General features: G+C 44.2%; 11 protein-coding genes. 4 read left to right on the top strand and 7 right to left on the bottom strand.

Annotated elements, in window-relative coordinates; genetic code table 11:
• Positions 1-69 precede the first annotated feature (69 nt).
• The 5 genes from T344_RS0102440 to T344_RS0102420 all read right to left on the bottom strand — a co-directional run bounded on the left by T344_RS0102440 (position 70) and on the right by T344_RS0102420 (position 5,436).
• Entirely contained in the window at positions 70-2,472 is a 2,403-nt protein-coding gene (locus T344_RS0102440) for an ATP-binding protein (protein WP_027627389.1), read from the bottom strand.
• 108 nt (positions 2,473-2,580) lie between these two features.
• Positions 2,581-3,036 carry a ribosomal protein S18-alanine N-acetyltransferase gene (gene rimI / locus T344_RS0102435; protein WP_027627388.1) on the bottom strand — a complete coding sequence of 152 codons (456 nt, stop codon included), beginning with the start codon at positions 3,034-3,036 and terminating at the stop codon, positions 2,581-2,583.
• A 1-nt stretch (position 3,037) separates the two neighbouring features.
• Positions 3,038-3,730 (bottom strand): tRNA (adenosine(37)-N6)-threonylcarbamoyltransferase complex dimerization subunit type 1 TsaB, encoded by a 693-nt coding sequence (tsaB, locus tag T344_RS0102430; protein ID WP_027627387.1) that lies wholly within the window; start codon positions 3,728-3,730, stop codon positions 3,038-3,040.
• Positions 3,731-3,794: 64 nt separating this feature from the next.
• A complete protein-coding gene (gene tsaE / locus T344_RS0102425; protein WP_027627386.1) occupies positions 3,795-4,253 on the bottom strand; it encodes a tRNA (adenosine(37)-N6)-threonylcarbamoyltransferase complex ATPase subunit type 1 TsaE in 459 nt (152 codons plus the stop codon).
• Positions 4,246-5,436, bottom strand: coding sequence for an amidohydrolase (locus T344_RS0102420; protein WP_027627385.1), 1,191 nt, complete (start codon positions 5,434-5,436; stop codon positions 4,246-4,248). The genes tsaE and T344_RS0102420 overlap by 8 nt, the downstream gene beginning before the upstream one ends.
• Positions 5,437-6,047: 611 nt before the next feature.
• Here T344_RS0102420 and T344_RS0102415 point away from each other — a divergent pair.
• The 3 genes from T344_RS0102415 (at position 6,048) to T344_RS0102405 (ending at position 8,335) form a co-directional block, all read left to right on the top strand.
• Positions 6,048-6,533, top strand: coding sequence for a metal-dependent transcriptional regulator (locus tag T344_RS0102415; RefSeq protein WP_027627384.1), 486 nt, complete (start codon positions 6,048-6,050; stop codon positions 6,531-6,533).
• Between the two features lie 129 nt (positions 6,534-6,662).
• Positions 6,663-6,845 (top strand): hypothetical protein, encoded by a 183-nt coding sequence (locus tag T344_RS0102410; protein ID WP_027627383.1) that lies wholly within the window; start codon positions 6,663-6,665, stop codon positions 6,843-6,845.
• 185 nt (positions 6,846-7,030) lie between these two features.
• On the top strand, positions 7,031-8,335 hold the full coding sequence (locus T344_RS0102405; RefSeq protein ID WP_027627382.1) for an Nramp family divalent metal transporter: 1,305 nt from the start codon (positions 7,031-7,033) through the stop codon (positions 8,333-8,335).
• A gap of 28 nt (positions 8,336-8,363) precedes the next feature.
• Here the strand turns inward: T344_RS0102405 and metG are convergent, their stop codons facing one another.
• Entirely contained in the window at positions 8,364-10,013 is a 1,650-nt protein-coding gene (metG, locus tag T344_RS0102400) for a methionine--tRNA ligase (protein ID WP_027627381.1), read from the bottom strand.
• 667 nt (positions 10,014-10,680) lie between these two features.
• Positions 10,681-11,094: an Lrp/AsnC family transcriptional regulator gene (locus tag T344_RS0102390; RefSeq protein ID WP_027627380.1), complete on the bottom strand. Its 414-nt coding sequence runs from the start codon at positions 11,092-11,094 to the stop codon at positions 10,681-10,683.
• Between the two features lie 442 nt (positions 11,095-11,536).
• On the opposite strand from T344_RS0102390, the gene T344_RS0102385 reads away from it, so the two are divergent.
• Positions 11,537-12,289 (top strand): MBL fold metallo-hydrolase, encoded by a 753-nt coding sequence (locus T344_RS0102385; protein WP_027627379.1) that lies wholly within the window; start codon positions 11,537-11,539, stop codon positions 12,287-12,289.
• The last annotated feature ends 84 nt before the right edge of the window (positions 12,290-12,373 follow it).

Raw genomic sequence — 12,373 nt, 5'->3', positions numbered from 1 at the left:
AGAAAAATGCCATGCAACTCATGTTCGCAGTATATAATAGTTACGTTCGAATCTTAAATTTGTCTGAAATTATTTTCTCCTTCCGGCAGTATTCATAACAGTTCTTGCAAACTTCTCCAGCTTGCTGTTGACCAGATAATTGACCGTTCCTTTTTTATAGCTGCCGTCGGTATTTTTATCCCCGGCCTCCAACCCTGTCAGCAATTGTATTCCCTGATCAATTGTTTTAACGGGGTATATATGGAACAGTTTTTTTCGTACCGCATCAACAACTTCTTCATTGAGGACAAGGTTTCTGCAATTCTGGTGAGGTATTATTACTCCATGTTTCCCGTCAAGTCCCCTGTGCCTGCACAATTCAAAGAAGCCTTCTATTTTATATGAAACACCGCCTACGGGCTGGATTTCTCCTTTTTGATTCACCGAACCCGTCACTGCAATATACTGCTTTATGGGTACCTCTGCAAGGCTGGACAAAATAGCATACAATTCCGCACTTGAAGCACTGTCTCCGTCAACCCCTCCGTACAGCTGCTCGAAACATAGGCTGGCGGTAAGTGACAGTGGGAAATCCTGTGCATATTTTTGTCCTATGTATCCGCTAAGTATCAGAACTCCCTTGCTGTGTGAGGTTCCGCTCAAATCAACCTCCCTTTCCACATTTACAATACCGCTTTCTCCAATATAGGTGGAAGCGGTGATTCTTGACGGCTTCCCAAAGGAATAGTCCCCCATGTCCATAACCGTAAGACCGTTTATCTGGCCTATTTCTTCGCCGTTGGTGTCCACCATTATGGTTCCGTCCTCAAGCATTTCCAGCATTTTTTTGTCAACCCGGTCACACCGGGCGGCCTTCTCGACTATAGCCTGTTTTACATGCTTTGCCTTTACAAATCTGGCCCGTTCATCCTCGGCCCACATACAGGCCTCACACAGGATTTCAACAATATCATTGAATCTGGTAGTGAGCTTGTTCTGATCTTCCACAAGCCAGGAAGCGTACTCCACAACCCTGGCTACACCGGATCTGTCAAAATGAAGAGTTTCTTCCTTTCTGCAAAAACCGCTGATGAACGATGACAGCTTCAATATATTTTCTTCGCTGCGCTCCATCTCCTCGTCAAAATCAACCTTGACCTTGAACAGTTTTCTGAAATCCTCTTCATACTCGTATAAAAGCTGATATATCTGAGTATTCCCAACCAGAATAACCTTTATGTCCACCGGAATGGGCTGAGGTTTCAATGCCGGCACTGCGACCACTCCCGCCTGGTCCTTCATATTTTCAATGTTTATTTTCTTTGTTTTGAGCACCCTGTTTATTGCCTCATAGGCCTGGGGGTTGCCCAGTACATCTTTTGCCTGAAGTATGAGATACCCGCCGTTGGCCAGGTGAAACAGGCCCGGCTTGATTTTTGTATAATCGGTTGAGACAGAACCGAATTCGTTTTCGTACTCTATTTTACCTATCAGATTGGGATAGGTGGGATTGAAATCTATAATAACCGGCGCACCCTTAAGACTGCTGTTGTCCACCAGTACGTTTACCTTGTACTTGTATACCGGAGTTTCTTCCTTTTGCATAAAGGGAATGATGAATTGGGGCTGCTCCTCGCTGACCTCTTCCTCCTGGAAGTCGTCAAGGTTATCCAGTATATCCTTCTGGACATTATCCAGATATTCCATGATGACGTCAAACTTCCTATACTTCTCCTTCAGGTCATTCATCTGTACTCCAAGTGCCAGAAGCGCAATTTTGTTTTCCCACTCCGATACCTTTTGCTTTGTTTCTTTCTCGTTGTTTTTGAGTTTTCTTATTATTTCAAGAGTGTCCTGCTGGAGGATATTTGTTTTCTCATTTATTTCTTCCTTGATATTATCATCCAGATTTTCAAATTCCTCTTCACTGATGGCTTTGCCTTCCACGATGGGCAAAAAGTATATTCCGGCGGTACCTGTATTTACCTTGAAACCATGGGTTTCAGCATCCTCGCTGAGCTTATCCAGCAGTTCATCCTTTTTACTTTCATACTCCTCCATGATCTCAGCCTTTTCCTTCTCGTATTGATCATTGTCAAAAGCATTCACTATCTCCTGCTTGATCACTTTTACGAAGGCTTCCATATCAGCCTGAAATTCCTTGCCCATTCCGGCAGGAAGCTTTATCGCCATGGGCTGATTCGGCTTTGTGAAGTTATATATATAACACCAGTCATCTGGAACGCTCATTGTTGAGGCCATTTCATTCACTATCTGCTTTGCAAAGCTTGTTTTTCCCGTGCCCGTGGGACCCGACATGTATATGTTGTAACCTCTCATTTTCATTTTGAGGCCAAATTTCATAGCTTTAGAGGCTCTCTCCTGACCTATTATCCCCTCAAAAGTTCCCAGCTCCGCAGTACTCTTGAAAGGAAAAACGGCTTCACCGCACCTGTAATCCAAATCCTTATAAGAAAGTTCCTTTGGCTTCATACACTCTCCCATCTGTATGCTTTGCACACATAAATATAGTTATAAAAACATTCGTATTTTTTGAGCGGCTTCTCAATGTGAAACCGCTCAAACAGCTCATTATATAATTTAACCGGCAGTGTGTCTCCACATAATCAGGGCATCTTCCCCCGTGTCGGAGTAATAGCCCTTTCGGAGCCCCTCGGCTTTAAAGCCGTATTTCTCATATAGCTTCCGGGCAGGAAGGTTGCTTTTTCTAACTTCCAGAGTAAGACTTCTGATCCCGTTGATGTCACAAATTTCCAAAAGTTTATCCAGAATACGCGAGCCTGCGCCGCAGCGTCTGAATTCCGGATGTACTGCAATGTTGGTAATATGCCCCTCGTCAAGTATCCTCCACAGACCGCCGTAACCAATGACCTCACTGCCTGAAACAGCCACAACATATAATGCCATCTGGTTGGTGGAAAGTTCATCCATAAAGGCATTTCTGGACCAGGGTATCTTAAAGCTCAGGTTCTCAATGATCATTACGCCGTCCAAATGTTCCGGGGTCATTTGAACCACTTCGATATTATTAACCATTCTATTGACCCTTCTCCCTTTCAGCCTGTGACTTTCTCAAATAGAAGGGCTTCATGTCGTAGCAGTTTTCATAAAGGCCTTCCTCAAAAGCCTGTTTTGCAAGTAAGGCAACTGATGAAGCTCTGGCAAGAGCTGTATTGGACGGTGCTGCCGAAGCCCTCTTGCCCAGCCTTTCCCTGAAGAAAGCCTCATGCATGAAGGCGGCATCTCCCGGAAAAATCACATCACCTTCCATAGCCTCTAAAATATCCGCTAATTCATTAATATGTATCCCAAGGTAGTCTGTGAGCCTTTCCAGTCTGTCTCCAGAAAATTTATATACAGCCGTAAATACCTGATCGTTTCTGGCGTCGATAACAGGACAGATTATGGCTTTTGAGGCTGCCAGATTATATGCCAGGGCATCCAGAGTATACACGCTTATGACGGGCTTTTGGGCTGCAAAAGCCATAGCTTTGACCGTGGTGACGCCTATGCGGAGACCTGTAAAGGAGCCGGGGCCGATGGAAGCTGCAAAGGCGTCCATGTCCAGGGCACTTGAACCAACAGCGTCAAGAAGGCTCTGTATCATGGGCATCAGCCTCTGCGAATGGGTCTTTCCCTTATTGCAGCTGTATTCACCTATTATTATGCCATCTTCAAGTATTGCCGCAGTAGCTGCATTAGTTGATGTATCCAAAGCTAGAATTTTCATTAAATCCTCCATATCCCATATGAGCAGGGTCCGCCGGACAGGCCCTGTAAATTTCCAACAGTTTTTAGATTTTCAGTTCATACCCGGAATACTTGCCGCCGATAAAGTCTATAGATATCTCTCTGATGTCCAGGCCCTTGCCGGAATTTTTTACGATATTCACCCTGATTATGTCAGAGGGCAGTATGGGCCATATCAATTCCCCCCACTCTATAATGGTGATCCCTTCTCCGTTCAGGTATTCCTCAAAGCCGATGTCAAACATCTCCTCGGGATCAGCTATTCTATATACGTCAAAGTGGTACAGGGGATACTTTCCCTGATATTCGTTAACCAATGTGAAGGTTGGGCTTGTTATATAGGAATCTATGCCGAGTTCTTTTGCTATTCCGTTTGTAAATGCCGTTTTTCCCGTGCCTAAATCCCCGGACAGACAAACTACGTCACCGGGTTTAAGTATCCTTCCGAATTTTTTTCCCAACTCTACGGTTTCTTCGAAAGAATGCGTTTCGGTATTAATCATTGCGAACCCTTTCATATACCACTGTTCCGTTTATTATGGTCTTCTGAACCTTTGTCATCATTTCCAGGGGATTCCCGTCATAAATGACTATATCGGCATCCTTCCCTTTTTCAAGAGAGCCTACCCTGTCAGCGATTCCCACTATTTCGGCGGCGTTGATTGTAATGGCCTTAAGCGCTTCCTTCGGTTCCATGCCCTCTTTTACAGCAAGAGATGCACACATGCATAGATGTTGAACCGGAACACACGGATGGTCGGTCATTATGGCAACTTTTACACCATACTTTGATAGTATGCCCGGATTTTTAAGGTTCTGATTTCTAAGTTCGATCTTTGACCTGTCAGTCAGCATCGGGCCAACAATAACAGGCAGGCCGGCCTCTGCAAGAATATCCTTAATGAGATAACCTTCGGTACAGTGATCAAGGGTAATATTCAAATTGAATTCTTTTGCAATCCTCATAGCGGTAATAATGTCATCAGCCCTGTGTGCATGGGCTTTGAGCGGTATTTCGCCATTGAGCACCTGAACCAGGGCTTCAAGTTTGAAATCAAATTCGGGTTTATCCAGTTCTGCGGTATTTTTTTTGTATTCCTCCCAGAGTTCCTTATATTCCTTTGCCTTGAAGAGGTTTTCTCTTAAAATTGCGGCTGTTGCCATCCTCGTCATAGGTGACTGGTGCTTTTCATTATAAACCGTCTTCGGGTTTTCTCCGAAAGCGACCTTCATGGCAACGGGCTGCTTTATTATCATCTCATCCACACTGCGTCCAAAGGTTTTGACGGCAGCAAACTGGCCGCCTATTACATTTGCACTCCCCGGACCGGTCACAACAGAGGTAACTCCCCCCTCATAGGCTTCTACAAAAGCCCTGTCGGCATGATAAACAGCATCGATGGCTCTCAGCTGAGGTGTGACAGGGTCTGTGGATTCGTTACCGTCATCACCTTCAAAGCCCACGGCATCCTCCCACATTCCGATATGGCTGTGAGCGTCTATGAGGCCCGGAAGCACATAGCCTCCTCTGCAGTCGATTTTGTTCACCTCAGAAGTTAAAAGTCCGTCAATTTCATTCATATCACAGCCCACAGCTATTATTTTATCTTTATCGCATAAAATATATCCATTGTCATATTCCGTATCTGTCATGGTCATTATTTTTCCATTATATATTAAAAGCATATTTCCCCCGTTTATTCTGATTTTTTTTTAAAATGTCCTTCAAGTGACAGGACTACATGTACCATATATTCCCTTCTGCTTTCCAGCATAATTAATTTTATTATATTATAGAAGCAAATACAATTTCAAGTCTTGCATTGTGCGGCCACCGGGTTAAATTGCCGCGCTGTACCAATTGAATTTCTATTTTGCTTTACAAATAGATTTAATTAGAATCAACTGGTAACGCGAGGACAACTTCATGAAATAGGATGCATGGTTAAAAACAATTGCGATAAATTGTCGACGAAGGTAAAGCGGTTTTGCCGGCAAAGCAGCAGGACGCTGCTTTGAGCTTCAAATCGAGATAGGATGTCGAGTTTGAGCAACGGCAAAATCGCTTTATTAATGAGGCGATACAATTTTCGTAATTGTTTTGGGTGCATCCTATTTCATGAAGTTAGTACGGAAGTTACCAGTTGATATAAAAAATCGTACAGGTAAAGCAAAAATTAAATTAACCGGCACAGCGCGTTAATTTAATATGGCTTATTCCAATATGCAAGTTATATCTCCCGGGATTTTGAATATATTTATTATGGGAACTCTGCAAAAAAGGATAGTGATACATGGTGGAAGAAATCTCAAAATTTCATACTGTGCGCGGCTACCAGCTCCTTTCACAGAACAAGAATCTCCTCACTTCCGCTATGGAGGACTACCTTGAGATGATTTACAGAAATAGTCTTGTGGAAGGCTATATGAGAGTCAATACCCTTTCAGAGCTCTTAAATGTTGCCGCTCCATCAGCAACAAAAATGGTTCAAAAGCTGAGTAAATTGGGACTGCTGGATTATAAAAAATACGGCATAATATTTCTTACCGAAAACGGACGTGAAATAGGTAAGTTTCTTTTGGAGCGGCACAATACTATTCAGGAATTCCTTAACAACCTGGGAGTGTCCGAGGATATACTGACCGAAACGGAATTAATAGAGCATTACGTATCGCTGACAACCCTGAGCAAAATCGGTCTCTTTAATAAGTTTCTGATAAACAATCCCGAAGTCTGCAGAAAATTGAGCGAGTTCATAAAGCTCAATTCAGAACACACATAAAAACCGTATTAATAATACTGCCGCAAAAATATTCGTCCCGGGCACAAAAACAAAAGCATTGTTAACAGCCGCAGCAATTTTATAATTAGTGTTAGGTTGTTAACGATTCAGTTTTTGGAGGTGTGCCCAATGTTGGACTGCAGTTTATGCGATTATTATTCCCAGGAAAAAGGTAAAAGGGTTTGCCTGTTCTCCGATCATTTATTTGTAAAAAACCCATCGGATATGAAATATTATCCCTGCCGGGATATGAGTTATCAGGATTACCTGTCGAAGCAGGAAAAGAAGGAAAATATTGAAATTGTCGCCTGATATTCATGGCTTAATGAGTATTTTTCAGCCGGCTGTACAAAACAGGCGGCTTTTTTGCTGCCGCAATTTTTTCTGATATCATTATGTAACACTTCCTTCATTCAACACATATTTTAGATTAGGTAAACGAAATTAGTCTAAGCTAAAGTTATTAGCTTGCTGTAAACATACTTTGAGGTGCTGAAATGCTGGACGAAAGTTACATACCCGCAGCCGGATCACAGGCTGATTCTTTGGGTTTTGAAAAAATATTCACCAGAAAGGCTCAACCCTTTTCCAAGGTGCAAACACTGCTGAAATTTCTGGGTCCTGCCTTTATTGTAAGTGTAGCTTATGTAGACCCCGGAAACTTTGCCACAAATATCAGCGGCGGGTCAAAGTTTAATTATAATCTTGTGTGGGTCATTCTATGGAGCAATCTTATGGCCATCTTTTTGCAGTCACTTTCTGCGAAACTTGGTATTGCAACAGGCTATAACCTTCCCCAGATGTGCGGAAAAGTATTTTCCAGGAAGGCCAACTGGGGCTTCTGGGTTGTTGCCGAAATAGCAGCCATGGCAACCAATCTTGCCGAATTTCTTGGCTGTACCCTTGGCCTTTATCTGCTTTTTCGTATTCCCATGGCCTGGGCCGGTCTCATAACAGCTTTCCTGACCTTTTTTATAGTCTACCTGGGCAAATACGGCCAAAGAGTGCTGGAAGCAGTTATATCCGTATTGGTGGCTGTGATTTGCGTAGCATATACTCTTGAGCTGTTTCTGGCAAAACCTGATTGGGCACAGGCAGGTCTTCATGTGTTGATGCCGTCACTGCCCAACGGCGAAGCTGTGATGATTGCCGTTGGCATGCTGGGTGCCACCGTCATGCCCCATGTCATTTACCTGCACTCGCAGCTGGTGCAGCAGAGAAACGAAAACCTGACCGAGCAGCAGAAGAAAAAGCATTTGAAGATGGAAAGGATAGATATAACCATAGCCATGAATATAGCCTTCGTCATAAATGCCGCAATGGTAATAGTTTCGGCAGCCGTATTTTATAAAAACGGAATGGCTGTCGAAACCATAGAGCAGGCACACCAATCCCTGGCCCCTCTGCTGGGGGCCGCTTCAAGCGGAGCTTTCGGGCTGGCTCTCATCGCTTCGGGACTGTCCTCTTCGGTGGTGGGGACCATGGCCGGCACAACCATAATGCAGGGCTTTGTAGGACTTAAAATAAGTGATAACGTAACAAGGCTGGTGACCATGCTGCCGGCCATGCTGATAATTATTCTGGGCATCAACCCCATGCAGGCACTGGTATTCAGCCAGGTAGTGCTGAGTTTCATACTCCCGGCTGCAATTATTCCAATGCTTTTGATAACAAGACGCAAGGATTTGATGGGTTCCCTGGTTAATAAATCAATGACCAATATAGCAGGCTGGATCATTGCGGGCATAATAATTGCAGCCAACGCAGTCCTGCTGGTCCTCACCTTCGGCGGCGGGATCTGAACAGCCGGGATAAGTGTCCTTTTGCCAATCAGCCTGTAAGTACCTTCAGTTTTTCCAATTCCTCGTCGGCACGGCTTTTATCAATTCTTTCAAATAAAATTTCCGTTTCGGGCAAGGAATAGCCGGAGGCTACAAATTGCGGTTTCCAGAGGTCGTTTAATCCCAGCCACCCCTGCACCTTCGCCGAGGAAAAAGGAAGAAAGGGTTTTAAAAGGACTGCCAGGTTTGCTATGAGCTGCACACAGTTGAAAAGTGTATCCTCACATTTCCGGGGAGTGACAGTCCTTGTCTCCCACGGCTTCTGAGAATCAAAATATTTATTTGACCACCTTACCGATTCAAATATTCCGTCCAGGGCTTCCTTAAAGGCCCCCTTTTCAATCCTTTCTCCCGTATCCGCGAACAAGGCATTAAGCTTTGCAAAGATTTCAGTATCCAGGATACCTTCCGGCACTGCACCGCCGTAATATTTCGTTATGAATGCCAGATTCCTGTTTGCAAAGTTTCCGTACGCTCCCAGCAATTCCCCGTTATGACTGTTTACAAACTCCCTCCAGGTAAAATCGGTGTCTCTTTTTTCAGGCCCGTTTGTAATCAGAAAATATCTTATGGAATCGGGGTCGAAACTGTCCAGCATCTCCCTGACCCATACGGCATAATTTTTGCTGGTGGAGATTTTTCTGCCCTCCAGGGTCAGATATTCACAGGATACAATTTCATCGGGCAAATGCCAGCCTTTGCCGTTTGCCAGCAGCAGACCAGGAAGTATGATGGAGTGAAAGGGTATGTTGTCTTTGCCATGTACATAGTAGTGTTTTGTATTATTCCCAAACCACAATTCATTAAAGTCGTCACCTCTTTTCAGGGCCGTCTGATAGCTGCCTGACAGGTAGCCCAGAACATTTTCGGCCCAGATATAGATTTTCTTGTTTTCAAAATCCGGATTGGGGACGTCTATCCCCCAGTCCAGATCCCTTGTAACGGCTCTGTCCCTCAGGCCTTCATTGATATATTTCTTTGAGAATGCCAGGGCATTTTTTCTCCAGCCGGGGTGGCTGCCTATATATGCATTGATTTCCTCCTCCAGCCAGGAAAGTGCGATATAAAGGTGTCTGCTCTCCCTGAACTCGGGAGTTGTACCGCATACCGAGCATCTGGGATTTTCGAGCAGTTCCGGTTCCAGCAGCTTTCCGCAGGCATCGCACTGATCCCCTCTGGCCTCCTGTCGGCACTCGGGGCATATGCCCTCAACAAACCTGTCGGCCAGAAAACTCTTACAGGTGCTGCAGTATGCCTGGGGTACATTCTTTTCATAGATGTATCGCCCATCATACATGGTTTTATGAAACTCTTTTACAAAATTTTTATGCTCTTCCGAGGAAGTCTTGCCGTATAAATCATAGGTAAAACCAAGCCGGTCAAAGCACTCCTTGAATTCCTCGTGGTAATGGTCGCTGATTTCCCCGGGAGTTTTCCCTTCCTGCCTTGCCCTTATGGCCACAGGCGTACCGTGGCAGTCACTGCCCGATACATAGAAAACCCTGTCTCCTATTGCCCTGTGATACCTTGCCAGTATATCTCCGGGTATGAGCGCAGAGACACGCCCTATGTGAAGTGAGCCGTTTGCGTAAGGCCATGCGCCTCCGATCAAAATATTTCTGCAATCTCCGTTGTTCATATTGACCTCCATGAGCCACATTTGTGGCCACAAACAGTAATTAAATCTTTCAAGCTAACCTATGTAAGCCATGTTATGGCTTTGAGCCTCAATGGCGGCCCAAACCGTTCTATACGGTCTGCAAATTCCTTTAACATAATTTAAAAATATATATTTTCATATGCATAAAAAAACTCCCACCTCCGAAAATATTATTTTCGGAGACGAGAGTATGACTTCGCGTTACCACTCCAAATTTGTTCCGGCCTCACGGCAGGAACCTCATCGAGTACGGGTCAAATTCCTGCTCCGGAAATTGCCGGGCAAGACCTGTTACCTTATACTCTATCACTATAACGGGCGAAACCGTCGCAGCCTGGCACGAAATCCCCACAGCCCTCATAATGACGGCAGGCTTCATTCTAAATGTGTTCGGTGCGCAACTCCAAGACCATGTTCAGTATCTTCAAACCATATCCTCTCTCAGCAGCAGGACTCTCTGTAAATGTATCCGGTACTTACTCTTCTTTTCGCAGTCTTTGCATGAAACTATAAAATTATTAATATTCTTACCAATAAAACTTTTATATATTATATGCCGTATGCAATTTTTTTGTCAATTACTTTTTAACGGCCGGACAATCCAGTGTGTTATCCGAACCTTCCAGATATATTATCTCCCGTAGCTTTACTTTATCCTGCTTATGGACAGGTTGACCTTATAGTTTCCAAATTGCAGTATTCCGTCCAGAAGCTCCTCCAGCATCCCATGGCTTGCAACTTCGGCCTTCAGGCTGTAACAGCCCTCTCCGCTGACCCTGTGGGCTTCTGTGATCATTGTGTTGTCTCTTATATATTTATGAAAAGCCGCATGATTGTTGGTTTTCATGTATACAGTGACATAAGCGGTCAGCCCCAGGCCAAGCTTTGCCATATTGGTCTTTATAGTATAGCCTTCAATGGCACCGAGCTTTTCCAGACGTGTAATTCTGTTTCTGACCGCCTGTCCTGTCAAATGAACCATATTTCCAATCTCCTGCAGCTGCATTCGTGAATTGTTCTGCAGGATTTTAATTATTTCCATATCCACTTCATCAAACATATTAACCTCCATGAGCCGCATAGCGGCCACAAAACTGTAATGAAAACCTATATCCTTTATCGCAATGTGGCGAATAAAGGAGGTTAATTGGCCATGTGCGCTTTCAAAGTATTGGTAAATACTTTGAATATTTCGCACGGCCATAAATTCACAGGTTAGTTTTGGAAGACGAACGCAAGTGAAGTCTTTCAAGCTAACCTCCATGAGCCGCATTTGTGGCCACAAAATGTAATGAAAACTTATATCCTTTATCGCAATGTGGCGAATAAAGGAGGTTAATTTGGCCTTTATAAACTCAACAAATCCGCCAATAAATTTTGAATTTTGAAAATATGCAAGCCTCAACTCTTGGCCCATTAAAGTGCTGCCTGCATTATAATTTTATATAATCAAATTAAATATATTTTTGTTAAGTATATCATATCGAAAGGCTGATAAATATATGTATTTTAGACTTGTGCGCCATGCCACAATAATACTTGGAATAAATAAGAGGAAGCTGCTGGTTGATCCTGTTTTTTCAGATAAGGGAAGTATGGAACCTGCAAAACCTGCTGAAAGTCAAAACAGGAATCCTCTGGTGGAGCTTCCTGTTTCCGGGGAAATGCTGACAGCTTGTGATGCCGTGTTGGTCACCCATACCCACAGGGACCATTTTGATGAAGCGGCCGCCAGATTGCTGCCCCGAGATAAGCAGATTTTCTGTCAGCCCCGGGACAGGGATAAATTACTGAATTACGGATTTGAAAATGTTACTGCCATATGCCGGCACATCAACTGGGAAGGTATGTGCATTGCCAGAACTCCTGCCCGGCACGGCCACGGAGCAGCCGCCCTTATGTTTGCACCTGTGTCGGGCTTCGTGATAAGCGCCACCGGGGAGTCTGCCGTTTATATTACCGGCGACAGCATATTTTATTCGGCAACAAGGAAGGTACTGGACAGGTATAAGCCCGATATAGTTATATGTAACGCCGGAGAAGCCACCTTCTCCTCCGGAAGACCCATTACCATGGGAATTGAAGATATTGCCGCAATATACCGGCATTCCCCAGCCTCCAAAATAATCGCTGTCCACATGGAAAGCTGGAATCACTGCATACTCACAAGAAAGGACCTGGGCAGATATGTTTTGGAAAATAATATGCAGGATAGGATATTTATACCCCGGGACGGAGAGGAAATAGCCCTGTGATTTCATACCCTCTATTGACAACGTATAACACGTATTGTGCATTGTCAATAGAGGGTATGAAAAGACAATACAACTAAATATGCT

The sequence above is a fragment of the Ruminiclostridium cellobioparum DSM 1351 = ATCC 15832 genome (assembly GCF_000621505.1).
Lineage (GTDB): Bacteria > Bacillota > Clostridia > Acetivibrionales > DSM-1351 > Ruminiclostridium > Ruminiclostridium cellobioparum.
The sequence above is the reverse complement of the archived record's forward strand: the minus strand, read 5'-3'. Positions and strand labels throughout refer to the sequence as shown.